Below are 26,537 nucleotides of genomic sequence, written 5' to 3'. Positions count from 1 at the left end.
CGGGGCGCAGCGATGAGGGCGGTGCTGCAGCGGGCGACGCGGGCGAGCGTCACGGTGGATGGGGAGATCGTCGGTGCGATCGACCGGCCTGGGCTGGTCGCCCTGGTCGCTGCGACCCACGATGACGGCCCGGCTCAGGTGGAGGCGATGGCCCGCAAGATCGCCGAGCTGCGGATCCTGCACGACGAGCAGTCGGTGAGCGACATCGGTGCCCCGGTGCTGGTGGTCAGCCAGTTCACGCTCTACGGGGCCACGCGCAAGGGGCGCCGCCCGTCCTGGTCGGCGGCCGCGCCGGGGGAGGTGGCCGAGCCGCTCGTGGACGCCGTCGTGGCGGCGCTGCGGGCGCGCGGGATCGAGGTCGCGACCGGCGTCTTCGGGGCGATGATGCAGGTTGAGCTGGTCAACGACGGGCCCTTCACCGTGCTCGTGGACGTCTGAGCAGAAGGTTCGAGCAGCGCCGGGTGCTGCCCGGCGTCACCGAACTCCCAGCGACAAGACCTACGCTGGGACCATGCCCGCCATCTACAACCTCCAGAACCTCCTGCAGGTCGTCGTCGGGGTGAGTCTCTTCGCGATGATGCTGTGGGCGCTCATCCACTGCATCCGCACGCGCGAGGACGCCTTCGTGGCCGCGGGCAAGCGCACCAAGAACTTCTGGCTGCTGCTCACCGGCGGCGCCACGGTACTCGGGTTCATCTTCATGTTCAGCCCGTTCAACCTCTTCAACGTGATCGCGGTCGTCGCGGCCGGGGTCTATCTCGCCGACGTCAAGCCTGCGGTCACGGCGGTCCAGGGCCGCGGTGGGAACACCTCCCACATGGGTCCCTACGGGCCGTGGTGACCCGGCGCACCCGAGCTGCCTCACCACATACGGACCTGATCGAGGGACCCGACGGACCGCTCGAGGTGCTGCGCGTCGGCGAGGGGCGGCCGCACACGCTCTTCGTGCACGGCCTCGCGGGCTCGATCGGCACCACCCGTCCCTACGGCACCCGCGTGGCCGGCCGTAAGGCGTTCGTGCACCTGCGCGGTCATGGACGGTCGCACGTCCCACCCGGCGCCTGGGGGTATGCCGAGCTCGCCGCCGAGGTCTGGGCCGTCGCCGACCATCCGGACGTGCTGGCCGACCGCGCCCTGGGGATCAGCATGGGCGCCGGGGCGCTGATGCGGGGGCTCGCGAGTGAGCCGCACCGCTTCGACCGCGTCGTCCTCGTGCTGCCTGCGGCGCTGGACCAGCCGCGCGATGACGTCGCCATGGCGGCGCTGGAGGGGCTCGCGGAACGGGTGGAGTCCGGTGATCCCGAGGCAGTGGCCGACCACCTCGTGGCGGACCAGCCGCCAGCGGTCCAGGAGGATCCGGCGCTGCGGACGTGGGCACTCGGCCAGGCCGAGATCCTGCTGGCCAGCGGGGTGGCTTCCGCCCTGCGGGTGCTGCCGAGCCAGGTGCCACTGGTGGATCGCGAGGTGCTGCGGGAGGTGACCTGCCCGGTCCTCGTGCTGGGGCAGGAGGGCGATGCGACCCACCCGGCCGCGATCGCGCACGAGGTGGCCGAGCTGTTGCCGGATGCGACCCTGCACATTGCCGGTGGCGGCGGGCTGATGTGGGAAGAGCGTGACCGCACGCGGGAACTGGTGGGCGAGTTCCTCTCGGCGCCGTGAACGGTCCGCCTTGCCTCCAAACCTGGTGTGTGAGTGCCTAGGCGCCCAGATTCTGGAACTTCAAACGTGCACAACGACGGCTGAGCGTTCGCTGACCTGGGGTTTCGTGCTGAACCGTCTCGTTGTGCACGTCTGAAAGTTCGGACGTGAGGGGCGACCGGGCGTCCGGACCTTCTCAGCGCGGGGCAACGGCCTCCCACGCCACGCTGATCTCGCCCAGCCGCCAGCGCGCTGGGCCGTGCAGCACCGGCCAGCCCTCATCGCGCAGCGATCGGGCGGTGGCGACGAAGCGTTGCCGAGCGCCATATGACGCCAGCGGCGCCTGCACCGCCCACGCGCGGTCCAGGGCGTTCATCAGGGCATGCACGCCCTCACCGGGGACGTTGCGGTGGATTAGCACCTTGGGCAGCCGCTCGGCGATCACCGAAGGCGTCTCCAGCCCGGCCAGACGCCACGAGAGGGTGAGCGAGTGGGGCACGGGAGCATTGGCTGGCCCCACCCCGCCACGGCCAGGTCCCACCCCGGCACGGCTCGTTCCTGAGCCGGCCGCCCACACATCCACCCAGGTCGCGAGCCGGCCGATCTCGTCGCAGGTCCCGTCGACGAGCACGCCTCCGGCCGCGAGCCGACCCACCACCCGCGCCCACGCACCGGGGGTGTCCTCCTCGGCATACTGGCGCAGGACGTTGAACGCGCGCACCACGCTGGGCCGCGCGCCGTCCGGCACTGGCACCTCAAAACCGCCCAGCGCGAACTCCACCCGCGGCGGATCCGCGACCGCCTCCCCGCGCGCCACTCGCTCCGGATCGATCTCCACCCCGACGAGGCGCACATCCTCCCGCACCGCCCTCAGCCGCCCGGCGAGCTCGAGCACGGTGACGGGAGAAGCGCCATACCCGAGGTCGACCACGACGGGCGCGGACTCGCTGCGCCGCAACAGATCCCCAAGCGCCCACGCCATCCACCGGTCCACGCGCCGCAGCCGGTTGGGGTTGGTCGTGCCGCGCGTGATCGTCCCGACGGGGCGCGCGCGGGCTTCTCTGGCGGGCACCTGACCAGCGTAGGCGCCGTGCCAGACTGGGCGGGTGAGCACCGCCGCGACCGCCAGACCCACCCGGGTGGCGATGATCGCGCTGCACACCTCCCCGCTCGAACGTCCCGGCACCGGCGACGCGGGCGGCCTCAACGTCTACGTCGCGGAAACGGCCGTGCGGCTGGCCCGCCGCGGGGTGCAGGTCGATGTCTTCACCCGGACGACCCCGCGCGGCTCCGGCACGCTCACCCCCAGTCCGGGCGTCACCGTGCACCACCTGCCCGCCGGCCCGCCCGACGCGGACAAGGGTGAGCTGCCGCAGCACGTGGGCGAGTTCGCCGATGCGTTGCTCGCCCGAGCCCCCGAGCCGTATGACGTGATCCACTCCCACTACTGGCTCAGCGGGGTGGTGGGTCGCCTCGTGCGAGAGCGACTCGGGCGGGTGGGGATGCCCGCCGCGCTGGCACACACGATGCACACGATGGCGAGGGTGAAGAACAGCAGTTTGGCTGACGGGGAGTCGCCGGAGCCGCCCGTGCGGGAGGAGGGCGAGGCGCTGATCGTCCGGGACGCCGACGCGCTGGTCGCGAACACCCAGGAGGAGGCGCGCGCGCTGATCGACCTCTACGACGCTGACCCCGCGCGGGTGCGCATCGTGCACCCGGGCGTCGCCACCGAGACTTTCCGACCAGGGGACCGCGCTGCGGATCGGGCGGAGCTGGGACTCGCGCCAGACGCGGCTGTGCTGCTCTTCGTCGGACGCCTCCAGCCGCTCAAGGCACCCGACGTGCTGGTCCGTGCTGCGGGTGAGTTGATCCGTCGTGATCCGGCGCTGCGCGAGCGGCTCGTCGTGGCTATTCTCGGCGGGTTGTCCGGCTCGGGCCTGCACCGCCCCGACTCCCTCGCGCGCCTCATCGAGGCGGAGGGGATCGGGGATCTGGTGCACCGGGAGAGCACGATGTCGCGGGATGAGCTGGCCCGTTGGTACCGCGCCGCCGACCTCCTCACCGTCCCCTCCCACCACGAGTCCTTCGGGCTGGTGGCCGTGGAGGCGCTGGCGTCGGGGACCCCGGTCATCGCCGCCCACGTCGGGGGCCTGCCGGTCGCCGTCGGGGAGGTGGGGGTGCTGGTCGAGGGGCATGATCCGGCCGACTGGGCGGACGCGATCCAGGCTGCGCTGCACAGGCTTGATGAGCCGGGGGAGCGGGCAGCCTGGTCGCAGCGGGCGGTCGAGCACGCTGCCGCCTTCAGCTGGGAGAGCACCGTCGACGGGCTGCTCGATGCCTACGCGGAGGCGATCGAGCACGCAGACCAGACAAGAACCCGCGTGAGCTGAGATGGAGGCGAGCTGGCGGATGGACCCGAGCACACTGCATACCCACTTGGACGCCCTCGAGGTCCCCTGGGAGGAGGGCGCGCGCCCGGGCGAGACCGTGATCACGCTGCCCGGTGAGCGCAAGCTGCGCACCGTGGTCTCGCTGCTGCTGGGCGAGCGCGCGCTGGAGCTGCGAGCGTTCGTGATCCGTAACCCGGACGAGAACCACGCCGCCTTCTACCGGTTCCTGCTGCGGCGAGCGCTGCGCCTGCCCGGCCTGGGGTATGCCGTGGACAAGGCCGGCGATGTCTACGTCACCGGACGCATACCGCTGGCCGGGGTGGACGAGGAGAGCATCGATGAGCTGCTCGGCGGGGTGCTGACGGCCTGCGACGAACCCTTCAACGACCTGCTGCGGCTGGGCTTCTGGACCTCGATCCGGCGCGAGTGGGCCTGGCGGATCTCGCGTGGTGAGTCGACGGCGAACCTGGAGGCCTTCCGGGCCGAGTTGGAGGCGCAGGCGGAGGAGCCGGAAGACCCGGATAGGGTTGGTCTATGAGCGCTGAGTGCACCCTCATCCTGCTCCGCCACGGCGAGAGCGAGTGGAACGCCAAGAACCTCTTCACCGGTTGGGTCGACGTGCCGTTGACCGAGAAGGGGCGGACCGAGGCCGCCCGGGCCGGTGAGCTGCTGCTGGAGGAAGGGTTGCTGCCGGACGTGCTGCACACCTCCCTGCTGCGCCGGGCGATCACGACCGCCAACCTGGCCCTGGACGCCGCCGATCGGCACTGGATCCCGGTGCAGCGCAGCTGGCGGCTCAACGAGCGGCACTACGGGGCGCTGCAGGGCCTGGACAAGGCCGCGACGCGGGACAAGTACGGCGAGGAGCAGTTCATGCTCTGGCGCCGCAGCTTCGACACCCCGCCGCCGGCGATCGAGCCGGGCAGTGAGTTCTCCCAGGACGGCGACCCGCGCTATGCCGACGCCGACGGGCAGATCCCGCTGACCGAGTGCCTCAAGGACGTCATCGAGCGGATGCTGCCCTACTGGGACGCCGAGATCGTTCCCGACCTCCTGGAGCGCAAGACGGTGCTGGTCGCCGCGCACGGCAACAGCCTGCGCGCGCTGGTCAAGCACCTGGACGGGATCAGCGACGAGGAGATCGTCGGGCTGAACATCCCGACCGGGATCCCGCTGCTCTACGAGCTGGACGCCGACCTGAAGCCGGTCACCCCGCGTGGCCGCTACCTCGACGCCGACGCTGCGCAGGCCGCCATCCAGCAGGTCGCGAACCAGGGTAAGTAGTCCCGCGCCGGCGCCTGCCCCGGCCAGGCCCCTCACCTTCCTGGTCTTCCCCCGGCCGGGGACGCGGTGTGTCGTGCCTCGGGCTCAGGCTCCAGCCTCGAACTTGTAACCCAGGCCGCGCACCGTGATGATGTGGACCGGGTGGGAGGGGTCCGGCTCGATCTTGGCGCGGAGCCGCTTGACGTGGACGTCGAGGGTCTTGGTGTCGCCGACGTAGTCGCTGCCCCAGACCCGGTCGATCAACTGGCCACGGGTGAGCACCCGACCTGAGTTGCGCAGCAGCATCTCCAGCAGCTCGAACTCCTTCAGCGGCAGCGGAACCTGCTGGCCGTCGACCTGCACCGTATGGCGTTCGACATCCATGCGGACCGGTCCAGCCTCGACGGTGGCCGGGACGAGCTCTTCGGGCTCGCTGAGCCGGCGGAGCACCGCCTTGATCCGGGCGAGCAGTTCGCGGGCGGAGTAAGGCTTGGTGACGTAGTCGTCGGCGCCCAGCTCCAGGCCCACCACCTTGTCCACCTCCGAATCCTTGGCGGTCAGCATGATCACTGGGACGCTGGAACGCTGGCGCAGCGCGCGGCAGACGTCGACGCCGGACAGGCCGGGGAGCATCAGGTCGAGCAGGACGAGGTCGGCCCCGTTGCGGTCGAACTCGGCCAGGGCCTCGGGGCCGGTCGCGGCGATGGCCACGTCGTAGCCCTCCTTGCGCAGGAGGTAGGACAGCGGGTCGGAGAACGACTCCTCGTCCTCGACCACCAGGATGCGGGTCATCGGCTCACCTTTCGTGGGGTGCTGGATGCGGGTGCCTCGGTGCCGTGGGCAGGGTCGGCGACCTGCGGCTGGCGGCCGGATCTGGCCGGGGCCAGCGAGCCGACCGGTCGGGGGTCATCGACCAGGGCGGGCAACCGGAGGGTGAAGGTGGACCCTTGGCCCTCCTGGCTCCACAGCGTGATGTCCCCGCCGTGGTTGGCGCAGATGTGCTTGACGATCGACAGGCCCAGCCCGGTGCCGCCGGTGAGGCGCGAGCGGGCGGCATCGACCCGGTAGAAGCGCTCGAAGATGCGCTCCTGGTCGGCCGGGGAGATGCCCCGACCCTGGTCGCTCACCGCGACCTCCACGACATCCCCGACCCGCCGGGTCACCACGCTGACGCGGGTGCCGTCCTCGGAGTAGGTGATCGCGTTGGTGACCAGGTTGCGGATAGCGGTGACGATCAGGCCGTGGTTGGCGTAGATCCGCAGGGTGCTCGGATCGTGCACGGGCGCCACAACGACCTCGTGGTGGGCAGCGAGTTCGCCCGTCTGGTCCACCGCCTCGGCGGCGGCGTCAGCCACGTCGACGATCACCATCTCGGTCATCATGTCGTTGGTCTGCAGCCGGGACAGGTCGACGATCTCCCCGACGAGGTGGGCGAGACGCTCGGCCTCGGTCTTCATCCGGCCGGCGAACCTGGCCACGGCCTCCGGGTCGTCGGCGGCGTCCTGGACAGCCTCGGCCAGGAGCGCCAGCCCACCGACGGGCGTCTTCAACTCGTGGCTGACGTTGACCACGAAGTCGCGGCGGACCTCCTCCAGGCGCCGGGCTTGGGTCCGGTCCTCGAGCAGGATGAGGGCGAGGTTCTCCCCAAGCGGCGCGACCCTGGTGTTGAGCAGCACTCGGCCGGCGCCGAAGGGACCGCGGACGATCTCGTGATCACCTTCTCGCACCCGCCCCTCCCGCAGGACCTCAGAGACCTCGTCGCGCAGCGGCTGATGGGTCAGGTTGTGACCTCGGACCAGACCGTAGGGGAGGGCCGAAGAGGTCGCCGAGCGGACCTTGTGCGTGTTGTCGATGACGATCGCGCCGGTGCGCAGGACCGCCAGGACATCTGCCACCCCGCGGGGCAGTTCGCGGCGCTCCCGCTCCCGCGCCAGCTCGGCCTCATAAGCCTGCTGGCGCTGCTTGCGGCTGGCGACCCACCCGATGACCAGCCCGAGCAGCAGCCCGGCGAGGGCGCCGAGGGCGAGGGCACTGGAGGCGGTCACAAGGTCACAGTATGCGCAGCCACCGACAGTGGCTTCTATGGGATACGGGCCGGGCGGCCGTTGTTCACGCGGAGGACGTACGTTGTTCATGCAAAGGTGTCAGGGTGCGACGTCGGGGCACTGTGCCCCGCCACTTCTGCGCGCGGTGTCCCGTCAGCGCGCCAGCGACACAGGATGAACGAGAGGTTTCCCCCATGCGCAGTGCCTTCCACGAGCAGCTCGACCTGATCTCCGACCAGCTCGTCGAGCTCAGCCAGCTCTCCGCGCAGGCGCTGAATCGTGCGACCAACGCGATGATGACCGCCGACCTCACCCTGGCCGAGCAGGTCATCAGCGAGGACGACGCGATCGACGCGCTGCGCTACGAGCTCGACGACCGCGCCATTGACGCTCTCGCCCGCCAGCAGCCGGTCGCGACCGACCTGCGCCAGCTGGTCACCACCCTGCGGATGAGCTCGGACCTGGAGCGCTGTGGCGACCTCGCCCGGCACGTGGCCAAGCTGGCCCGCTTGCGCTATCCCGACCCCGTGCTGCCCGAGGACCTGCAGTCGATCTTCGGCGAGATGGCTGAGGTGGCCGAGTCGATGGTGGTGCGCGCTGGTGAGATCGTCGCCACCAGCGACGCCACCGGTGCCGCCGAGCTGCAGACCCGCGACGACCACATGGACCGTCTGCACCGCGAGGTCTTCCGTCTCCTCCTCGACCCGCAGTTCAGCCGGGACCCGCAGCTGGTGATCGACGCCACCCTGCTCTCCCGCTACTACGAGCGTTTCGCCGACCACGCTGTCTCGGTCGCGATCCGGGTCGTCTACCTCGTCACCGGCAACTGGCACGACGAGCAGGACCCCTCGACCTGGTACGACTCCCGCTCCAACGACGGCCAGGTGCCGCGCGCGGAGGCCTGAGCACACGGCATACCGGGACAACCGCGAAGCGGCCCGCCCCTCGTGGGGGCGGGCCGCTTGCGTGGTGCGAGTGACTGAGGCGCGGCGGGAGCGAGGTCCCGTATGCCGCTTCTCGCCTCAGTGGTCGCCCTCCTCCTGCGCGGGGTGCGGGGCGACGGTGCCGCCGGCGTCGTCGGCGAAGCCTTCGTAGTGGCCGTGGGGGAGCAGGACCGGGACGCTCGCGGAGAGGGTCTCGCCGTTGGCCTGGAAGCGGACCTCAACCTGCTCGCCGGGCGCGGTGTCGACCGCAGACACCGTGGTCCGCTCGCCCTGCGAGCCGTCCGCTGAGACGCCGTCGAGGCGGTAGATGGAGCCGGGCTCGACGGTGACCTCCCCGGCGTCCTCGCCGCCGACGGCAACGGTCACGGTGACCGGCTCGGTGCCGCTGTTGATCAGGGTGCCGGAGACCACGCCGGGGCCGCCCTCGCCGTGGCTGACGACGAGCACGTCGCGCGCGTCGATTGCGGTGCCGTCCAGCTCCACCCCATCGCCGGGGTTGTAGCGCAGCATCGTGGTCTGCGGGGAGTTGACCATGCAGCCGCTCAGCGCGAGTGTGGCGGCGGCGACCCCGCCGACCAGGGCGGCGCGGGCGGGACGACGGGTGCGGGAGAAGGCTGCGGTCTTCACGAGGGCTAGCCTATAGGTGAGCGGTGACCAACCAGCACACCTGGCCCCCGATCCCGTGCTGGTCGTCGCTGACCAGCGCAAATACCACTCATGTGATTCTGTGACCTGAGCCACTCGTGGTATCCTGGAGGTCCGCGAAAGGGGCTTTTTGAAGATGACGTTCAAGGTCGGCGAGACGGTCGTGTACCCGCATCACGGTGCCGCGCTTATCGAAGAGATGAAGACCAGGACCATCAAGGGCGAGGAGAAGCTCTACCTCAAGCTCAAGGTGGCGCAGGGTGACCTCACGATCGAGGTCCCGGCGGAGAATTGCGACCTCGTGGGTGTCCGCGACGTCGTCGGCAAGGAGGGCCTGGACAGGGTCTTCGCCGTTCTCCGCGCCGAGCACACGGAGGAGCCGACCAACTGGTCGCGCCGCTACAAGGCGAACCTGGAGAAGCTCGCCTCCGGTGATGTCATCAAGGTCGCCGAGGTCGTTCGCGACCTGTGGCGCCGCGACAAGGACCGGGGCCTGTCCACCGGCGAGAAGCGCCTGCTGTCCAAGGCCCGCCAGATCCTCGTCTCCGAGCTCGCGCTCGCGGAGAAGACCAATGAGGACACCGCGGAGGCCACGCTGGATGAGGTCCTCGCCTCCTGAACGAGCAGCAGTCACGACCCGGTCATGCCGAGCATGGCCGGGTCGGTCTGATTCTGGTCGCCGCGGGCCAGGGCACCCGCCTGGGTGCCGGGATGCCGAAGGCGCTCGTCCCGCTCGGTCACGGACCTGCGGCCGAGCCGATCGTGGTCCACGCGCTGCGGTCGGTGCTGGCGTGCGGGGCGATCACCGACGTCGTCGTGGTCGCCCCCGCCGACCCGTCCGGTATGGCGCAACTCGCCTCCGCCCTCGACGCCCAGCTCCTCATCCCCGACCGGGGACACGACCTGTCGCCACCGGGGACGCGTTCTGTCGCGACCGGGGACACGAGCGAGGGCGCGGCGAGGGTCACCGTGGTGGCCGGCGGGGCCGAACGCTCCGACTCCGTCTCCCGCGGGCTCGCCGCGCTGCCCGCTGAGGTGGGGGTCGTGCTCGTCCATGACGCCGCCCGGGCACTGACGCCGGTGGAGGTCTTCGACTCCGTCGTCGGCGCGGTGCGGCAAGGGCATGCTGCGGTCACCCCGGCGCTGCCCGTAATCGACACCATCAAGCAGGTCGAGGCCGGCCCCGACGGTGAGACGGTGGTGGCCACGCTCGATCGGAGCACCCTGCGAGCGGTCCAGACCCCGCAGGGTTTCTTGCGGGAGACCCTTGAGCGGGCCCACCTGGGAATGGAGGACGCGGTCACCGACGACTGCGGGATGGTCGAGGCGATGGGCGGCCGCGTCCACGTGATCCCCGGATCGGCCAGGGCGCTGAAGATCACGACTCAGCACGATCTGGAGGTGGCGGCGGGATGGCTCGCAGACATCGATCCCGATCCGAGCGCTCAGCCACACAGGCGACCCGTTCTCGCCGTCCTCAGCGGCCTCCCCGGGGTTGGCAAGACCACGCTGGCCCGTGAGCTCTGCCGTCTGCTCCCCGCCGCGCACCTGCGCGTCGACACCATCGAGCAGGGGCTGATGCGGGGCGGCTTGCCCGAGTCAGCTCTCGGCGCCGAGGGCTACGGCGCGGCGTATGCCGTGGCCGCGGACCAGCTCGCGGTCGGCCTGTCGGTGGTGGCGGACCTGGTCAACGGCACCGACGTCGTCCGCACGGCCTGGGACGAGGTGGGCGCCACCGCCGGCGCTCGGGTCGTCCGGGTGCTGGTCGAGTGCTCCGACCCCGTCCTGCACCGGCGGCGGGTCGAGCAGCGGGTCGCGGACATCCCGGGTCATCTGCTGCCGGACTGGGAGCAGGTCCGGTCCCGGCAACTCGACCCCTGGCCCACGGCCGAGCTGCGCGTCGACACCGCAGCCGAGTCACCGCATACCGCAGCCCTCCGGATCGCCGCCCACCTCCAGGAGCCGCCCACATGAACCTGCCACGCACCGGGATCGGCGTCGACGTGCACGCCTACGCCCCCGAAGGGTCCGATCGCGTCCTCATGCTGGGCTGCCTGGAATGGCCGGGGGAGCGGGGCATCGAGGGACACAGCGACGGTGACGTCGCCGCCCATGCTGCCTGCAACGCGCTGCTGTCGGCCGCCGGCCTGGGCGATCTCGGCTCGGTCTTCGGCACCGACCGCCCGGAGATGGCCGGCGCCTCTGGCACGCAGATGCTGCAGCATGTGCTCGGCATGGTGGACGAGGCCGGCTTCCTCATCGGCAATGTCGCGGTCCAGCTCGTCGGCAAGCGTCCCCGGATCGGCCCGCGCCGGGAGGAGATGCAGGCGGCGATGTCGCTGGCCCTCGGCGGCGCGGCTGTCTCGGTCAGCGCCGCGACTACCGACGGGCTCGGGTTCACCGGACGCGGCGAGGGCTTGGCTGGTATCGCGACCGCGCTCGTCGTCCCGCACGACCATCTGCCGACTTAGGCTCCGGACTGCACCCAGGTCGGAGGGTAAGGGGTCAGCGATGGAGCAGGCCAGCGGTCCTGGTCCGGGGAGCGGGCCGTCCGTGCAGCGAGGCGATCTGAGCGAGCCGCTGCAGCTCAGCCACATGGCCGCACAGCGCCTCGCGCCCCGTGGTCGTCAGCCGCACCCGCGTGTGCAACCGGGATGCGTCCAACTCCCGCCGGGTGCTCACATAGCCGGCCTCGCCGAGCACCTTCAGATGCTTGGAGAGCGCCGAGTCGCTCAGCTCAAGCTCCTCGCGCAGCTCAGCGAAATCGACCTCGGCATCGCGCGCGAGCCGACCGCACAGCTGGAGTCGCTGCGGAGGGTGGATCACGGGATCGAAGATCGGACGAGGCACGAGGCCCAGCCTAGAGCCGGCTCGACTTTCCCCGCCAGCAAGGGGCGGATTCCGTTGCCCCACAATGTATGTCGCAACTCACCTAGCCCCGACGCCTCGACCGGGTGAGGGACGCGGCATACGGTGGAATCCCACGCACACCAAGCCGAGGAGGCCGCCATGCCGCAGACCGTCAAGGGCGTCATCGCCCGCAGCAAGGGAGCCGATGTCGAGGTCGTCGACATCGTGGTGCCCGACCCCGGCCCCGGGGAGGCGGTGGTCAAGGTCGAGGCGTGCGGGGTGTGCCACACCGACCTGCACTACCGCGAGGGGGGGATCAACGACGAGTTCCCCTTCCTGCTCGGCCACGAGGCTGCTGGCACCGTCGAAGCCGTCGGTGAAGGCGTGACCGAGGTGGAGCCCGGCGACTTCGTCATCCTCAACTGGCGCGCCGTCTGCGGGCAGTGTCGCGCCTGCGCCAAGGGCCAGCCGTGGTACTGCTTCGCCACCCACAACGCCAGCCAGAAGATGACCCTCGCGGACAGCGGTGAGGAGCTCAGCCCCGCCCTGGGGATCGGCGCCTTCATCGAGAAGACCCTGGTCGCCGCCGGCCAGTGCACCAAGGTGGACCGGGAGGCCTCGGCGGTCGCGGCCGGCCTGCTCGGCTGCGGCGTGATGGCGGGCTTCGGCGCTGCCGTCAACACCGGCGCCGTCGGGCGCGGTGACTCGGTGGCCGTCATCGGCTGCGGGGGAGTGGGCGATGCCGCCATCGCCGGCGCGGCGCTCGCCGGTGCGACCAAGGTCATCGCCGTCGACATCGATGACCGCAAGCTCGAGGTGGCCAAGCGCTTCGGCGCAACGCACACGGTCAACAGCAAGGAAGCCGACCCCGTCGAGGCGATTCAGGAACTGACCGGCGGTCATGGCGCGGACGTCGTCGTCGAGGCGGTGGGTCGGCCGGAGACCTACAAGCAGGCGTTCTACGCTCGCGATCTCGCCGGAACCGTCGTGCTCGTCGGCGTGCCCACGCCCGACATGGAGATCACCCTGCCGCTCCTCGACGTCTTCGGCCGAGGCGGGGCGCTGAAGTCCAGCTGGTACGGCGACTGCCTGCCCTCCCGCGACTTCCCGATGCTCATCGACCTCTACCGCCAGGGCCGCTTCGACCTCGACGGCTTCGTCACCGAAACCATCGGGCTGGGTGACGTCGAAGCGGCCTTCGACAAGATGCATGGCGGCGATGTGCTGCGTAGCGTCGTGGTCATCGACGAGGCCCCGACCGACAACGACGAGAAGGAGAACGCATGACTGCACGGATCGACAAGGGCGTGACCACCGGCACCTTCGAGCTGGACGGCGGGACCTGGGAGGTCGACAACAACATCTGGGTGCTGGGTGACGACGAGGAGTGCGTCGTCGTCGATGCCCCGCACGACGCCGACGCCATCGCCCAGATCGTCGGCGACCGCACGGTCAAGGCCATCCTGCTCACCCACGCGCACAGCGACCACGTCGACGCGGTCTTCGACCTGCAGGCCAAGGTCGATGCCCCCATCCACCTGCACCCGGGCGAGCAGCCGGTCTGGCACCTGACCCACGGCGACCGCTCCTGGGACGAGGACCTCACCGACGGCCAGCTGGTCGAGGTGGCCGGTCTGCACCTGCAGGTCCTGCACACCCCGGGCCACTCGCCGGGCGCGGTCTGCTTCTACTCGCCGGACCTTGGCGTCGTCTTCTCCGGGGACACGCTCTTCGAGGGTGGTCCGGGGGCGACCGGACGCTCGTTCAGCGACTTCGACACGATCGTCGACTCCATCACTCAGCGACTGCTGATCCTGCCCGAGGACACCGTGGTGCACACCGGCCACGGCGGTGACACCACGATCGGTGCCGAGGCCGGTGACCGGCAGAAGTGGATCGAGGATCACAAGGCTGAGCAGCAGGGCGAGGACTAGCTGGAGGCAGCGGTGGCCCCGCCTGCGGCGATGACGGACGCCATCACCGCAGCGGTGGCGTCTTCAACCGCCTTGGACACCGCCTCCGGCGCCCACCGGCCCTCGCTGATCTCCTTGCCCCGCTTGCGGACCTGACCGTTGCTCAGGGTCGGTCGCAGGTCCTTGCCCACGACCTTGTGCAGCACGTCACCGGCGCGGAGCAGCGCAATGACCGCGCCGCTGTGGCCATCCGCCTCGCGGGTGCCCTCGATCACCTGGGCGAGCTCAGCCAGAACGGCCTCCCGCCGCACGGTGCTGACTGCCGGCCAGCGGGTCATCCAGGTCAGACCCAGCGCCTTCACCGGCTCGGGTCGGACCAGTTCCTGGCGGGCGAGGGACTCCAGGGTCGGCTCCAGCATCCGCTTGCCGATCGCCTCGAGGATGTCTTTCGGCTTCTTGCCCTCCTTGCCAGCGAAGAGCGCGAGCGCCTGATCCAGCACACCATCCCCGGTCGACCCGCCGTCCAGCACGCGCAGCCGGCCACGGCCGTCCAGGTCGAGACGTTCGGTCAGGGCCAGGTCGGCGAGTGCTGCCCCGCCGACGACGATGTTGCGAGACGTCCCTAGGAGGCTGTCGCCTCGCGGGGAGGTCCCCACCAGCATGAGTTCCTCGATGATCAACATGGCCTCACGCTAGGACTGCCCCGCCCGCCCCGGTATCAGTCGCCGGGTGGATCTTGCCGTCGTCTCCTCATCCCCTGGGGGGAGGGTGCTCCGCCGGTCGCCACCCCCCAGCCGTCGACTTTCGAACATGCACAACGTCCCGTATGCCGCCACCCACCTGCACGTTCTCCCTCGCCAGCCCCGTTGTGCATGTTCGAGTGGTCAGTCATCAAAGGTCGTGGGCTCTTCGAGCGTGACGCCCAGCTGATAGAGCGCGTTGCGCAGGCCGAGCGGCGCCATCACACGTGCCAGCGGCGAGACCAGCCGCCCGAGTCGGCCGTTCACCGTCGAGCCCTGCACCAGGGTGATCTGTGTCCCGTCGCCCGCAGGGGTGACCGTGACGTGGAACCAGCGAGTGACGCGGCCCTGGTCCCAACCCACTGCACCGCCGCCGGTGAGGCGCGTCATCCGCTCCTGCCACACGGCATACCCGGGACGCTGGTGCGTGGGAGGCTCCGCCGAGATGAGGCTGCGCCGCACCTCCCAGGTCCCGCGACGTCCCGTCACCCGACCTACCAGGTCGCCCGCCTCGTCGACCCGGGAACCCTCCGCGGCCAGCAGCCAGGGCAGCGTCCCTTCGGGCGTCGAGATCGCAGCCCACACCGCCCGCCACGGCGCTGCCACGAAGCGGGACCGCGACGACACGAGGAGTGGCTCAAGCTCAGCCACGAGGTGGAGATCGGGAAGGGCGTCGAGGTCCACCGATGTCGGCGTGGCCGCCGTGGGTGTCGCGGCCAGGGCAGCCACGTCGTGACGCACCGCAGCGGGGTCGGCTCCCTGCGCCACCAGCAGCCGCGGACCGACCAGGCTCGGCTCGTCGAGCACGGCGAGCAGAGCCTCCGCGGGGGAGGACGCGCGACCGATCAGCGCCCGCGCCCGCTCGGCCAGATCGAGGTCGCCGACCGCTGCGTGGTGCAGGTCGCCAGCGGAACGGCGTGCGGTGATCGGCACACTGCCGAGGTCGACACCCAGGGACGCGACATCCTCGCGCACCATGTCCTCAACCGCCCGCCGCGTCCCCTCGCGGCTGACCCCATGCCGCGCCAGCGTGCGGGCGACCCCCTCGTCCTCCATCGTCGCCAGGAACAGATGCTCCAGGTCGATCTCCTGCTGGCCGAGCAGCGCGCACTCCTGCCAGGCGGTCTGGCTCAGCTGCAGCCTGGTCGACGCCTGGGAGCGCCAACGGGTGATCCGCTTCATGTCCTGTCCTTCCTGCGCACCAGGTCCGGGCGGACCCGGGACCGGTACTTCTTGTGCACCGCCTGCCGGGAGACGCCCAGGCAGGTGGCGATCTGGGCCCACGTGAGACCGGCCTCGAGGGCGGCCTCGACCTGGCGGAGCTCGACGACGTCGGTCACCTGGCGCAGTCGGGCGACCGCGCGCAGGCCGGCTTCAGGGTCCGCGGTGTCGCCGGCGGTGCGGGTGACCGCGGCGAGGTCCGGGGTGGGCGTGGTCATGCGTGTCAATCTAGGTTGACGTGAGCAGCGTTGTCAACTTTGGTTGCACAGGGGGATTGTGACGCGTTCGGTGGGCTGATCCAGGGACATGCTGCGCGTCCGGTGGCAGGTCTGAGCGACATGCTGCGCGTCCGGTGGCAGGTCTGAGCGACATGCTGCGCGTCCGGTGGTCATAGACTGGCTGGGTGAGTCACCGGATCGAGCGCCTGCCCTTCGTGGGCCTGCTGCTGCCCGTGCTCACCCTGCTGGCCGTCGCCTCGGCGACCAGCACCCCGGACCACCTCCTGCTGGGCCTCGCTCTGGCCGGGATGGCGGTGCTCGCCTCCTCGGCGGGCGCTGCCCCGCTGCAGGCGCGGGTGGTCTCGGTGCGGCACCGAAGCCAGGTATGCCGCCACACCGGCGTGCGCTCCACCGACCCTGACCACTCGGGTCGGGTTCGTCCGCGCGCGCCCGGGCTCGCCGCCTGACGCGCCGCGCCCCTCCCCGCTGAACCCCCGCACACTGCGGGCCCTCCCCAGCCGTGCAGGTCGCTGGCGCGTCGATGCCGACCCAGCCCACCGCATACCTGACGGAATCGTGAGGACCTGCCATGTTCAGCTTTCTCGACCCCATCCTGATCCACATCCACGACCTGCTCACGCACGTCGACGACGTCCTGCCGCCGGCGCTCGTCGTCGTGGCGATCACCCTGCTCACCCGGCTCGCGCTGCATCCGATGAACAGGCGCAACACCCGCGGCATGCTGCGCCGCCGCGACCTCCAGCCCCGCCTCGACGCGCTGCGCGAGGAGCACAAGGACGATCAGCAGGCCTTCTCCAAGGCGATGCTGGAGCTGCACCGGCAGGAGAAGGTGCCGCTCGCGCCGGGATGCCTGTCGATCTTCATCCAGCTGCCGATCTTCTCGATGGTCTACCGGCTGTTCACGGCGCCGGAGATCAACGGCCAGCACAATCAGCTGCTCGACCACTCCTTCCTCGGGACGCCGCTGAGCGCCCATCTGCTCACGGCCGAGCCGGGGCAGCGCTGGGTGTTCCTGACGATCATGGCGATCACGCTCGTGGTGGCCGCGTTCGCCGCGGTCCAGATGCGTCGGCACATGCGGCAGGACCGTGAGCGGATGGCCGCGCTGTCGCCGAAGAAGGAGCTGACGCCGCAGCAGGAGGCGATGAGCAAGACGATGGAGCAGGCGACCGCGGTGTTGCCGTTCATGTCCTTCATGACGGTCACCGCGGTGGCGGCGCTGCCGCTGGCGGCCGGGATCTACCTGGCCACGAGCTCGAGCTGGGGCGTCCTCGAACGCGCCAGCCTGCGCCGGCTGCACGGACCGATGCCAGCCCAGCCCTGAACCTTCCCCGCCCCGCCGACGACTCAGGGATGTGGGACCCACCCAGGGACCCGGGCAGGGAGGTGGCACCATAAACAGCACCAGCACTCGTCGGAGCACCGCGACAGCAGCCGCGGGTGCAGGTGCTGGACGGACCCGGCACCGGGTCTCGCCTGGTGATCGACGTCGCCCACCGCTGGTGAGGCGAGGCGGTTGCGGGGCGGGAGTCACGACATACCCCCGGTAACCTTGGGCGGGTGAGCCTGCACCTGTATGACACCGCCTCCCGCGAGCTGCGGCCCTTCGAGCCGCTGACCCCCGGGAAGGTCGGCCTCTACATCTGTGGGCTCACCACCCAGGGCAGCCCGCACATCGGGCACGTGCGCTTCGCCGTCGCCTTCGACGTGCTGCGCCGGTGGCTGGAGCGGGGCCACGGCTACGACGTCACCCTGGTGCGCAATGTCACCGACATCGACGACAAGATCCTGACCAAGTCTGCCGAGGCCGACCGTCCGTGGTGGGCGTGGTCCTACCTGCACGAGCGGGAGACCACGCGTGCTCTGGATCTGCTGGGCGTCCTGCCCCCGACCTACGAGCCGCGCGCGACCGGCCACATCACCGAGCAGGTCGAGTTGATCGAGCTGCTCATCGAGAAGGGTCACGCGTATGCCGCGGAGGACGGCTCGGGCGATGTCTACTTCGACGTCCGGTCCTGGCCGCATTACGGCGAGCTGACCCGACAGTCGATCGAGGACATGGAGCCGGCCGGCGACGCCGACCCCCGTGGCAAGCGGGACCCGCGTGACTTCGCGCTCTGGAAGGGGCACAAGGCCGGCGAGCCGGAGACGGCCTCCTGGCCGACCCCCTACGGTCGAGGTCGCCCCGGGTGGCACCTGGAGTGCTCGGCGATGGCGCGCAAGTATCTCGGCGACGCCTTCGACATCCACGGTGGCGGCGTCGACCTGCGCTTCCCGCACCACGAGAACGAGCAGGCCCAGTCCCGTGCGGCCGGGCTCGGCTTCGCCAACTTCTGGCTGCACAACGCCTGGGTGACGGTCAAGGGCGCCAAGATGGGCAAGTCCCTGGGCAACGCGCTCGCCGTGACCGAGCTGACCAAGACCGTGCGCCCGCTCGTGCTGCGCTACTACCTCGGCGCCGCGCACTACCGGTCGACGGTGGAGTATGGCGAAGGCTCGCTGACCGAGGCGCTCGCGGCGGTCGAGCGGATCGAGGGTTATCTGTCCCGTGCGCTCGAGGTGGTGGGGGTCCCGGCGGACGAGATCGTCGCCGAGGCTCTCGCCCTGCCCGTCGACGAGGCTTTCCCCGTCGACTTCCGCGCAGCGCTGGACGATGACCTCAACGTGCCGGAGGCGCTGGCGGTCGTCTTCGGCATCGTGCGCGAGGGCAACAAAGCCCTCGACGCCGCCGGTGACGGGGTCGACGTCGCCGGCACCCGGCATACCCTCGGGCAGTTGGTCGCGATGCTCGACGTGCTCGGCATCAACCCGCTCGACCCCTCGTGGAGTGGCGGAGCGAGCGCGGGCGGCGACACGGCGCAGGACGTGCTGGCCGCCCTCGTCCAGCAGCGGCTCGACGCCCGCGCCCAAGCGCGCGCGGACAAGGACTTCGCGCTCGCGGACCAGATCCGCGACCAGCTGACCGACCTCGGTGTGGTCATCGAGGACACCCCCGCCGGCGCCCGCTGGGCGCTGCGCTGATCAGGAGACGTGATGGCTACCGGAAACCAGCGCCGCCGAGGCGCGCGCACCAGCAACAAGAAGGGCATGATCGTCGGCTCCGGCGGGCAGCGCCGCAAGCAGCTCAAGGGCAAGGGCCCGACCCCGCGCGCCGAGGAGCGGGTGGGTCACCCGGCCGCGCGCCGGGCCGCCAAGGCGGCGCGAGCGGCCGACCGCCCGGGGGCGCGGCGCGGTGGCGAGCGGCGGGGCAGCACCCGCGGCGCCTCCGAGGTGGTAGCTGGGCGCAACAGCGTGCTCGAGGCGCTGCGCACCCACATCCCCGGGACGGCCCTGTATGTCGCTTCTCGCCTGGAGTCCGACGACCGGATCAAGGAAGCGATCTCGCTGGCGACCGAGCAGGGGATCGCGGTGCTGGAGGCGCCGCGGACCGAGCTCGACCGGTTGACCGACGGCGCGGTGCACCAGGGGATCGCGCTGCAGGTTCCGGCCTACGAGTACGCCCACCCCGATGACCTGCTGTCCGTCGAGCTGCCCGGCACGCCGCTGATCGTGGCCCTGGACGGGATCACCGACCCCCGCAACCTGGGCGCGATCATCCGCTCCGTGGGCGCCTTCGGTGGCCATGGGGTCGTCGTGCCGGCCCGCCGGTCGGCGGGGATGACCGCCTCGGCGTGGAAGACGGCGGCTGGTGCTGCTGCCCGGATCCCGGTGGCGCAGGCGACCAACCTGACCCGGGCGCTGGAGGGCTACCGCAAGGCGGGCTTCTTCGTGGTCGGGCTGGACGCGGACGGCGATGTGCAGCTGCCCGGCCTGGAGCTGGCCGACCAGCCGCTGGTCGTGGTGGTGGGCTCGGAGGGCAAGGGCCTGTCCCGGCTGGTGCGCGAGACCTGTGACCAGATCGTCTCCATCCCGATGGCAGGCGTGACGGAATCGCTCAACGCGGGCATCGCGACCGCGGTGAGCCTCTACGAGATCGCCCGCACCCGCCGCCGCTGACGCCGATTCCGCCCACCGGACGCGCTGTGTGTCGCCAATTCCGCCCACCGGACGCGCTGTGTGTCGCCGTTTTGGGCAACCGGACGCGCTGTGTGTCGCCAATTCCGCCCACCGGACGTCCGCTGTGCTCGCGTCACGCATCACCGGACGCGTCAGGGAGTGGGCCGCGCCTGGATCGGGATCTCCTCGGTGTCCACGCCGAGGATCGTGACCTCGTCGGGCTTGCCAGGCAGCACGGTGCGCACGTAATCCGCGACCGCCTCCTCGATCGGCATGTCGTGGCCGGCCCGCTCGGACAGATACCACCGGTGCTCGAGGATCTCGTGGAAGATCTCGGCAGGCTCGAGCTTCGCGCTCAGTTCCGGAGGGACGGTCCGGGTCACCGGCTCGTAGATGCGGCTCAGCCAGTCGTGCGCCACCAGCTCCTCGTCCTCGCCCAGCCGTTCGGTGGCAGCCCGGTAGGAGTCGAGGTCGTTGAGCAGCCTGCGGGCCTGGTTCTCCTCGACGTCCAGGCCGGTCAGCCGCATCAGACGACGTGAATGGTGACCGGCGTCCACGACCTTGGGCTGGATCCGGATGTGGATGCCGTCCAGGTCGGTGCTCATCTCCAACTCATCGACATCGAAGCCGAGGTTGTTGAGGCGCCGGATCCGCTCCTCCACGCGCCAGCGGTCGCCCCGCTCGAAGCGCTCCTCGCTCGTCAGCTCATCCCAGAGCAGGTCATAGCGGAACATGATCCGGTTGGCGATCTCGATGGGGTCCTCGTCCTCAGCGAGAACGCCAGCGGCCTCAAGGTCCATCAGCTCACCGGCGATATTGCCGTGAGCGATGTAGAGGTCGTGCTCGCGCTGACCGCGGGACAGCTGCGGGTGGATCTCGGCGGTCTCGGCGTCGACCAGATAGGCCGCAAAGTCACCAGCGTCCCGGCGGAAGAGGGTGTTGGACAAAGAGACATCTCCCCAGAAGACACCGTTGAGGTGCAGCCGGACGAGCAGGACCGCGAGCGCGTCGATGGTGCGGCGGGCGCTGTCCGGCCTCATGCGCTGGCTGAAGACCGCACGATAGGGCAGCGAGAACTTCAGGTGGCGGGTGATCAGGCACGCATCGAGCGGCTCCCCGTTGGCGTCGGTGCGACCCGAGACGACCGCGATCGGCTTGACCGCCGGCATGTCGAGGCGGCGCAGGTTGCGCAGCGTCTGAAACTCCCGCCGCGCCAGCGGCTCGCTGATCTCCTTCACCGCGAGCACCCGGCCGCTGAGCCGGACGAAGCGCACCACGTGCCGGCTGATTCCGCGGGGGAGGGCGGCCAGATAGCTGTCCGGCCACTCCTCGAGTGGGACCTCCCACGGGAGGTCGAGCATGGCCGGATCAGGGTTGATCGCGCTGATGTCGAGCGACATGACGCACACCCTAATGCGACCTGATGGCGGCGTCCCTGTCCTCACCAGAAAGGACCCCGGGCCGCACGAGGCAGCCCGGGGTCCTTCAGTCAGAGCGTGGCGTCAGTCGCTGACGCGCTCGCCGCTGGTGGAGTTGAAGAGGTGCAGGTGGTCGCCCTTGGGCTGGAAGTGCACGACCTCACCCTTCTTCGGCGGCGTGCGGCCGTCGACACGGGCGATGAACGGCTTGTCGACCGCCGAATCCGAGCCGGGCAGGCGACCGTAGATGTAGGCGTCCGCGCCGAGCTCCTCGACCACGTCAATCTCGATGGGCAGGCCGCGACCCGCGTCGGAGATCTCCAGGTCCTCGGGACGCACACCGAGGATCACCTCGGAGCCCTCGACCCGGCCGAGCACATCGCGCTCGACGGCCTGGGTGTGGTCGCCGAGCTTGATGCCACCGTCGGTGACCGGCACCGTCATCAGGTTCATGGCGGGGGAGCCGATGAAGCCGGCGACGAAGACGTTGTCGGGGTGGTCATACATCCGCCGCGGGCTGTCCACCTGCTGCAGGATGCCGTCCTTGAGGACCGCCACGCGGTCGCCCATCGTCATCGCCTCGACCTGGTCGTGGGTGACGTAGACGGTGGTGACGCCGAGACGGCGCTGCAGCGAGGCGATCTGGGTGCGGGTCTGCACACGCAGCTTGGCGTCCAGGTTGGACAGCGGCTCATCCATCAGGAAGACCTGCGGCTGACGCACGATCGCGCGGCCCATCGCCACGCGCTGACGCTGACCACCGGAGAGGGCCTTGGGCTTGCGCTCGAGGTACTGCTCGAGGTCCAGGATCTTGGCGGCCTCCTCGACGCGCTGGCGGATCTCGGACTTGGACTTGCCGGCGATCTTCAGGGCGAAGCCCATGTTGTCCGCCACGGTCATGTGCGGGTAGAGCGCGTAGTTCTGGAAGACCATCGCCACGTCGCGGTCCTTGGGCGGCATGTTGGTGACGTCACGGTCGCCGATCAGGATGCGCCCGCCGTTCACCTCCTCCAGCCCGGCCAGCATGCGCAGCGAGGTCGACTTGCCGCAGCCCGAGGGGCCGACGAGGACGAGGAACTCCCCATCCGCGATGTCGATGTTGAGCTTGTCGACCGAGGGGGTGTCCGCACCGGGGTAGATGCGGGTCGCCTCGTCGTAGGTCACCGTTGCCATCAGATGTCTCCTCCACCGGCAGGTACGTGCCGGACGATCCGTTGTAAAGGATGGACCCGGGGGCGGTCGCCACCGGGGTGCAGCGCGTCCTCCGATAACGACGGTTCTCCGTATGGCGTTCCCGACAGCGGGTGTGCACGGCGCCGTTGCCGGGTGACGAGAGCCAAGGCTATCACCCAGCTCGAACCGACTTGCAAGAACTTGCAACGCATCTGGGTCGACATGACCCGAATCGACGTGCGGCCGCCTCTTAGGCTCGCGACGAGATCATCGCGACAGGCCCTTGTGCTCTGACGCGTCTTGCCGCTAATCTGTCGAAACCTTGCAACGCGTCGTCAACGAAGAGGAGCCAGCGTGCAAAGTCCTCCCAGCCCGTCCGGATCGGTGTTCGCCCGTGGGGCAAGAAGACGCCTCAGTATCGGCTTGACTCTCAGCCTGTTGGGTGGGGTGGCTCTCACTTCAACTGCCTCGAACGGCCCCGTATCAGCGACATCCCACTGCGGACAAGGTCTCGTCTCGAACGTGGCGAACTACGAAGGCGACGTCATCTATCAGATTCTTACCGATAGGTTCGCGGACGGGGACCCATCCAACAACAACCCGTATAACCTAGCTAACGCCTATGACCCGACCCGCGTGGATGTAAACCGCTTCTTCGGCGGGGACTGGCGAGGGATCGAGGACAATCTAGACTATATCGCCGGTATGGGCGTCGGGGCGATCTGGATATCACCACCCTACGACAACCTCAATGAACCGTACCTCGAGAATGATACGTACTACAACGCATACCACGGGTTCTGGGCGAAAGACTATTTCAGACCGGACGAGCGTTGGGGGACGATGTCTGATTTTGAGAGTTTGGTGCAGGCGGCGGCGAGCCACGGGATCAAAGTAGTCATTGATTTCGCCCCCAACCACACCAATCACACAGATTCGGCCGAGCAGGGCGCTTTCTACCGAGATGGCGTTCTGATGGGGAGTCACTCGAACGATACTCAGGGGCTGTTCCACCATTTGGGGAACAGGGAGGGTCACCAGACCTCTATGTACGATTTCCAGTATCGCGAGTTGGCCAATCTCGCGGACCTGGCAACGGGGAATCCGGATGTGCAGGAATACTTGCTCGATGCTATTGATGTGTGGCTAGAAGCTGGCGTGGCTGGTATTCGCAATGACGCCACCCTACATCAAACGGATGCGTTCCGAACCGTGTTCTCCGACCACGTGAACAGGAATTCGGGGGCTTTTCATTTCGGCGAATACTACATCGGCACTCCTGATCCCAAGTATGACGACTATCGAACTTCGCCAGAGCGCACCGGCATCAACATACTTGATTTTGAGTATGCTAATGTTGCGCGAGATGTCTTCGGTAGCTTCAGCAAGGACATGACGGACCTGGCTCACATGCTGGAGTACACGGCAGATGACTACCGCTATGAGAACGATGCCGTAACGTGGCTAGACAGTCATGACAAGTCGCGACTGGCGTCGATTCAGCCGAATCAAGGTATCTTTCACTCGGCTCTGGCTTTCCTGCTCGTGAGTAGAGGTACGCCTGTCGTCTACTACGGTACCGAGCAATACCTTCCGGGGGTAAATGGAGACGCTGGTCGGATATGGATGAACTCTTTCGATACGTCAACCCCAGCGTATCAGCTGATCTCGCGCCTCGCTCAGTTGCGTGCGGACAGTGACGCCGTCAAGTATGGCTTAACCACCATTCCTTGGGTGAATAACGATGTACTTGTCATGCAGCGGAAGTTCTACGACAGTGTTGTTGTGATCGCATTGAACCGAGGCGGGGGTACCCACAATGTCACCGGGCTGGTCACCGATCTCCCCCAAGGTGTTTACGGTGACTACCTAGAGGGTGCGCACGGTGGGCAGGACATCGTGGTCGGAGCGGGTGGTCACGTGGCTCCGTTCGATCTGGGTCCAAGTGAAATCGGAGTCTGGCACCTTGCGTCCGAGGCAGGTGTTCCCGCTATCGGTGCCGTAGGGCCAACCCAAGGTGCGGCTGGCTATGAGGTCACGGTCGACGGGAGTGGGTTTGGAGCAGTCGCTGGATCTGTGAGCGTGGGAAGCGCGCAAGCGGAGGTCGTATGTTGGAGCGAGGATCAGGTGCGGTTCATAGTGCCAGAGGTGCAGGGTGGGGATCAGTCGGTCGTCGTTCACCATAGCTCCGCCGGGTCGTCTAACTCCTTCGTCTATTCCGTTCTGTCCGGCCCCCAAATGCAAGTCACGATGCACGTTAACGCGACTACGTCACCGGGCGAAGAAATTTTCGTGGTAGGAGACGTGCCTGAGCTTGGCTCATGGGATCCTGACAAGGCAATCGGGCCGTTCTTTAACCCGGAGTACCCGAATTGGTTCCTGCCAGTTAGCTTGCCAGGGGGGCAGGCCGTCGAGTTCAAGTTCATCAAGAAGTCGTCGAGCGGCGTTGTTTGGGAGTCGGGCGCGAATCGCAGTCTGACCACACCAGACAGTGGCGTCATTGACAGCCCTGGATATTACTGGCAGCCGTAGTACATCCACCGAAATCCGTGACCGCCGAGTCACGTCACCAGGGCCCTCGGGCCAGGCAGAGAGAAGGAAGAATGAAGAAGAGCACCGGAGCAGTGGCGCTGGTCAGTGCCGCAGCGCTGCTGTTGTCAGCTTGTGGCGGTAATGGCGACGCAGACCCGACCCCTGCGGGGGGTGACAGCCCCGCTGAAACGGAGGCCGCACCCGCCGAGGAGGAGGCAGACACCGAGGAGGACACTGCCGCGGCCGAAGAAGACGCTGAGGGTGGCGAAGGCGACGAGGAGGAGGAAGCCGCTCCCGTTCGCGATGAGAACGTGGAGCTCGTGATTTGGGCTGACAACGACCGGGCGGAAGCGCTTGGCGAGTTCGCCCAGCAGTTCGGTGACGAGTACGGCATCACCACTCAGGTCCAGGTGTCGACCGATGTCCGGGCCCAGTTCAGCCAGGCGCACACCGTTGGCCAGGGGCCAGACATCATCGTGGGCGCCCACGACTGGCTCGGCGAGTTTGTTCAGAACGGCAGTGTCGCGCCCGTGCCGCTTTCTGACGATGTTCAGGCACTATTTGTCCCCGAGTCGATCGAGGCCACCAAGTTCGATGGCCAGATCTATGGGGTCCCGTATGCGACCGAGAATCTCGGTCTGATGCGCAACACTGACCTGGCTCCTGACGTGCCGGCCACCATGGAGGAACTGGTTGCAAAGGGCAACGAGCTCGTTGACGCTGGCGACGCTGACGCACCGATGGGGGCTCCTGTCGGCCTCGTGGGTGATGCCTACCATGCTTTCCCTTGGCTTGACGCGTACGGCGGAGGCATCTTCGGGCAGAACGAAGAGGGCGGTTGGGACGCGAGTAACGTCATCATCGACTCCCCGGAGACCCTGCAGGGCGCAGAGAAGATGTCTTGGCTCGCTGAGGAGGGCGCGCTCAACGTCAACATGGACGGCACCGCTATGGCTGCCATGTTCGGCGAGGGGCGTCTGCCCTTCATGATCACCGGCCCCTGGAGCACCAGCAATGCCGAGGAAGCCGGAATCAATTACGCGATCTCGGCTATCCCGGCGTTCGAGGATGGCGGCGAGCCGATGCCTTTCCTGGGCGTGCAAATGTTCTACGTGTCGTCCTCGGCCAAGAACCCCTCGGTGGCCCAGGAGTTCCTGAACCAGTACGTCCCTTCTCCTGAGCTGCAGATGGCGATGTACGAGAACGCTGGTGAGCGGGCTCCCGCTCTGGTTGAGACGCTCGAGGAAGTCTCGGCCCAGAACGAGGATCTGGCTGGTTTCTCCGAGGCTGGCGAGGGCGCCCCGCCGATGCCGAACATCCCGCAGATGGCTTCGGTGTGGCAGCCTCTGGGTCAGGCGACCGCTGACATCATCAACGGTGACGACCCGGCCGACCGTCTGAAGGCGGCGCAGGAGGAGATCCTCGCCAACATGGGCAACTAGCACAACTCGCCCACTTCTCTGTCGGCCATCATCCAACGGGTGGTGGCCGGCAGAGGCCCTTTCCCAACTCGCAAGGACGCGCCGGGCC

At 68.8% G+C, this 26,537-nt stretch carries 28 protein-coding genes; 18 read left to right on the top strand and 10 right to left on the bottom strand.

Annotated features, from left to right (window positions below; genetic code table 11):
• Positions 1–12 precede the first annotated feature (12 nt).
• The 3 genes from dtd (at position 13) to ACQBAT_RS12825 (ending at position 1,659) form a co-directional block, all read left to right on the top strand.
• The gene (dtd, locus tag ACQBAT_RS12835) at positions 13–438 is read left to right on the top strand and encodes a D-aminoacyl-tRNA deacylase (RefSeq protein WP_420747635.1); all 426 of its coding nucleotides are present in this window, start codon (positions 13–15) and stop codon (positions 436–438) included.
• Between the two features lie 73 nt (positions 439–511).
• Positions 512–841 (top strand): DUF2516 family protein, encoded by a 330-nt coding sequence (locus ACQBAT_RS12830; protein WP_420747636.1) that lies wholly within the window; start codon positions 512–514, stop codon positions 839–841.
• Positions 835–1,659, top strand: a complete 825-nt coding sequence (locus ACQBAT_RS12825) for an alpha/beta fold hydrolase (RefSeq protein WP_420747637.1) — start codon at positions 835–837, stop codon at positions 1,657–1,659. The genes ACQBAT_RS12830 and ACQBAT_RS12825 overlap by 7 nt, the downstream gene beginning before the upstream one ends.
• 175 nt (positions 1,660–1,834) lie before the next feature.
• Here ACQBAT_RS12825 and ACQBAT_RS12820 read toward each other — a convergent pair whose 3' ends face one another.
• On the bottom strand, positions 1,835–2,671 hold the full coding sequence (locus ACQBAT_RS12820; RefSeq protein WP_420747742.1) for a class I SAM-dependent methyltransferase: 837 nt from the start codon (positions 2,669–2,671) through the stop codon (positions 1,835–1,837).
• Positions 2,672–2,744: 73 nt separating this feature from the next.
• Here ACQBAT_RS12820 and mshA point away from each other — a divergent pair, with 73 nt between their 5' ends.
• The 3 genes from mshA to ACQBAT_RS12805 are packed head-to-tail and all read left to right on the top strand — an operon-like array spanning position 2,745 to position 5,312.
• The gene (mshA, locus tag ACQBAT_RS12815) at positions 2,745–4,028 is read left to right on the top strand and encodes a D-inositol-3-phosphate glycosyltransferase (RefSeq protein ID WP_420747638.1); all 1,284 of its coding nucleotides are present in this window, start codon (positions 2,745–2,747) and stop codon (positions 4,026–4,028) included.
• A gap of 19 nt (positions 4,029–4,047) precedes the next feature.
• Complete coding sequence (locus tag ACQBAT_RS12810) at positions 4,048–4,566, top strand: YbjN domain-containing protein (protein ID WP_420747639.1); 519 nt, start codon at positions 4,048–4,050, stop codon at positions 4,564–4,566.
• Positions 4,563–5,312: a phosphoglyceromutase gene (locus ACQBAT_RS12805; RefSeq protein WP_420747640.1), complete on the top strand. Its 750-nt coding sequence runs from the start codon at positions 4,563–4,565 to the stop codon at positions 5,310–5,312. Before ACQBAT_RS12810 ends, ACQBAT_RS12805 begins: the two co-directional genes overlap by 4 nt.
• An 84-nt stretch (positions 5,313–5,396) precedes the next feature.
• On the opposite strand, the gene ACQBAT_RS12800 is transcribed toward ACQBAT_RS12805, so the two are convergent.
• Together ACQBAT_RS12800 and ACQBAT_RS12795 are read right to left on the bottom strand one after the other, a co-directional pair.
• On the bottom strand, positions 5,397–6,083 hold the full coding sequence (locus tag ACQBAT_RS12800) for a response regulator (RefSeq protein WP_420747641.1): 687 nt from the start codon (positions 6,081–6,083) through the stop codon (positions 5,397–5,399).
• Complete coding sequence (locus tag ACQBAT_RS12795; RefSeq protein ID WP_420747642.1) at positions 6,080–7,336, bottom strand: sensor histidine kinase; 1,257 nt, start codon at positions 7,334–7,336, stop codon at positions 6,080–6,082. Before ACQBAT_RS12795 ends, ACQBAT_RS12800 begins: the two co-directional genes overlap by 4 nt.
• A gap of 194 nt (positions 7,337–7,530) precedes the next feature.
• On the opposite strand from ACQBAT_RS12795, the gene phoU reads away from it, so the two are divergent.
• On the top strand, positions 7,531–8,241 hold the full coding sequence (gene phoU, locus ACQBAT_RS12790) for a phosphate signaling complex protein PhoU (protein WP_420747643.1): 711 nt from the start codon (positions 7,531–7,533) through the stop codon (positions 8,239–8,241).
• 117 nt (positions 8,242–8,358) lie between these two features.
• Here phoU and ACQBAT_RS12785 read toward each other — a convergent pair whose 3' ends face one another.
• Positions 8,359–8,907 carry a hypothetical protein gene (locus tag ACQBAT_RS12785; RefSeq protein ID WP_420747644.1) on the bottom strand — a complete coding sequence of 183 codons (549 nt, stop codon included), beginning with the start codon at positions 8,905–8,907 and terminating at the stop codon, positions 8,359–8,361.
• Between the two features lie 154 nt (positions 8,908–9,061).
• Here ACQBAT_RS12785 and ACQBAT_RS12780 point away from each other — a divergent pair, with 154 nt between their 5' ends.
• The 3 genes from ACQBAT_RS12780 (at position 9,062) to ispF (ending at position 11,396) form a co-directional block, all read left to right on the top strand.
• On the top strand, positions 9,062–9,544 hold the full coding sequence (locus ACQBAT_RS12780) for a CarD family transcriptional regulator (protein ID WP_420747645.1): 483 nt from the start codon (positions 9,062–9,064) through the stop codon (positions 9,542–9,544).
• Between the two features lie 92 nt (positions 9,545–9,636).
• Complete coding sequence (locus tag ACQBAT_RS12775; protein ID WP_427197694.1) at positions 9,637–10,899, top strand: 2-C-methyl-D-erythritol 4-phosphate cytidylyltransferase; 1,263 nt, start codon at positions 9,637–9,639, stop codon at positions 10,897–10,899.
• Entirely contained in the window at positions 10,896–11,396 is a 501-nt protein-coding gene (gene ispF / locus ACQBAT_RS12770; RefSeq protein WP_420747646.1) for a 2-C-methyl-D-erythritol 2,4-cyclodiphosphate synthase, read from the top strand. The genes ACQBAT_RS12775 and ispF overlap by 4 nt, the downstream gene beginning before the upstream one ends.
• Positions 11,397–11,430: 34 nt before the next feature.
• On the opposite strand, the gene ACQBAT_RS12765 is transcribed toward ispF, so the two are convergent.
• Positions 11,431–11,775, bottom strand: coding sequence for a transcriptional regulator (locus ACQBAT_RS12765; RefSeq protein WP_420747647.1), 345 nt, complete (start codon positions 11,773–11,775; stop codon positions 11,431–11,433).
• A gap of 159 nt (positions 11,776–11,934) precedes the next feature.
• On the opposite strand from ACQBAT_RS12765, the gene ACQBAT_RS12760 reads away from it, so the two are divergent.
• The gene (locus ACQBAT_RS12760; protein ID WP_420747648.1) at positions 11,935–13,062 is read left to right on the top strand and encodes an S-(hydroxymethyl)mycothiol dehydrogenase; all 1,128 of its coding nucleotides are present in this window, start codon (positions 11,935–11,937) and stop codon (positions 13,060–13,062) included.
• Positions 13,059–13,709 carry an MBL fold metallo-hydrolase gene (locus tag ACQBAT_RS12755; protein WP_420747649.1) on the top strand — a complete coding sequence of 217 codons (651 nt, stop codon included), beginning with the start codon at positions 13,059–13,061 and terminating at the stop codon, positions 13,707–13,709. The genes ACQBAT_RS12760 and ACQBAT_RS12755 overlap by 4 nt, the downstream gene beginning before the upstream one ends.
• On the opposite strand, the gene ACQBAT_RS12750 is transcribed toward ACQBAT_RS12755, so the two are convergent.
• From ACQBAT_RS12750 to ACQBAT_RS12740, 3 genes are all read right to left on the bottom strand, one after another.
• A complete protein-coding gene (locus ACQBAT_RS12750; RefSeq protein WP_420747650.1) occupies positions 13,706–14,371 on the bottom strand; it encodes a GOLPH3/VPS74 family protein in 666 nt (221 codons plus the stop codon). The genes ACQBAT_RS12755 and ACQBAT_RS12750 overlap by 4 nt on opposite strands.
• A gap of 201 nt (positions 14,372–14,572) precedes the next feature.
• Complete coding sequence (locus ACQBAT_RS12745) at positions 14,573–15,610, bottom strand: Clp protease N-terminal domain-containing protein (RefSeq protein WP_420747651.1); 1,038 nt, start codon at positions 15,608–15,610, stop codon at positions 14,573–14,575.
• Complete coding sequence (locus ACQBAT_RS12740) at positions 15,607–15,867, bottom strand: hypothetical protein (RefSeq protein ID WP_420747652.1); 261 nt, start codon at positions 15,865–15,867, stop codon at positions 15,607–15,609. The genes ACQBAT_RS12745 and ACQBAT_RS12740 overlap by 4 nt, the downstream gene beginning before the upstream one ends.
• Before the next feature lie 185 nt (positions 15,868–16,052).
• On the opposite strand from ACQBAT_RS12740, the gene ACQBAT_RS12735 reads away from it, so the two are divergent.
• From ACQBAT_RS12735 to rlmB, 4 genes are all read left to right on the top strand, one after another.
• The gene (locus tag ACQBAT_RS12735; RefSeq protein WP_420747653.1) at positions 16,053–16,334 is read left to right on the top strand and encodes a DUF6412 domain-containing protein; all 282 of its coding nucleotides are present in this window, start codon (positions 16,053–16,055) and stop codon (positions 16,332–16,334) included.
• A gap of 122 nt (positions 16,335–16,456) precedes the next feature.
• Entirely contained in the window at positions 16,457–17,212 is a 756-nt protein-coding gene (locus tag ACQBAT_RS12730; protein WP_420747654.1) for a YidC/Oxa1 family membrane protein insertase, read from the top strand.
• 236 nt (positions 17,213–17,448) lie between these two features.
• Positions 17,449–18,909, top strand: a complete 1,461-nt coding sequence (gene cysS / locus ACQBAT_RS12725) for a cysteine--tRNA ligase (RefSeq protein ID WP_420747655.1) — start codon at positions 17,449–17,451, stop codon at positions 18,907–18,909.
• Positions 18,910–18,921: 12 nt separating this feature from the next.
• Entirely contained in the window at positions 18,922–19,884 is a 963-nt protein-coding gene (rlmB, locus tag ACQBAT_RS12720) for a 23S rRNA (guanosine(2251)-2'-O)-methyltransferase RlmB (RefSeq protein WP_420747656.1), read from the top strand.
• A 152-nt stretch (positions 19,885–20,036) separates the two neighbouring features.
• Here rlmB and ACQBAT_RS12715 read toward each other — a convergent pair whose 3' ends face one another.
• Together ACQBAT_RS12715 and ACQBAT_RS12710 are read right to left on the bottom strand one after the other, a co-directional pair.
• Complete coding sequence (locus tag ACQBAT_RS12715; RefSeq protein WP_420747657.1) at positions 20,037–21,284, bottom strand: DUF4032 domain-containing protein; 1,248 nt, start codon at positions 21,282–21,284, stop codon at positions 20,037–20,039.
• Positions 21,285–21,386: 102 nt separating this feature from the next.
• Positions 21,387–22,475 (bottom strand): ABC transporter ATP-binding protein, encoded by a 1,089-nt coding sequence (locus ACQBAT_RS12710; RefSeq protein WP_420747658.1) that lies wholly within the window; start codon positions 22,473–22,475, stop codon positions 21,387–21,389.
• A 522-nt stretch (positions 22,476–22,997) separates the two neighbouring features.
• Here ACQBAT_RS12710 and ACQBAT_RS12705 point away from each other — a divergent pair.
• Both ACQBAT_RS12705 and ACQBAT_RS12700 read left to right on the top strand, forming a co-directional pair.
• Positions 22,998–25,007, top strand: coding sequence for an alpha-amylase family glycosyl hydrolase (locus ACQBAT_RS12705; RefSeq protein WP_420747659.1), 2,010 nt, complete (start codon positions 22,998–23,000; stop codon positions 25,005–25,007).
• A 71-nt stretch (positions 25,008–25,078) separates the two neighbouring features.
• Positions 25,079–26,449, top strand: coding sequence for a sugar ABC transporter substrate-binding protein (locus tag ACQBAT_RS12700; RefSeq protein ID WP_420747660.1), 1,371 nt, complete (start codon positions 25,079–25,081; stop codon positions 26,447–26,449).
• Positions 26,450–26,537: the final 88 nt, after the last annotated feature.

This window comes from Ornithinimicrobium pulveris, from assembly GCF_050261105.1.
Classification (GTDB): domain Bacteria; phylum Actinomycetota; class Actinomycetes; order Actinomycetales; family Dermatophilaceae; genus Ornithinicoccus.
Note: the sequence above shows the minus strand (reverse complement) of the source record. Positions and strands in the feature narration are given on the sequence as shown.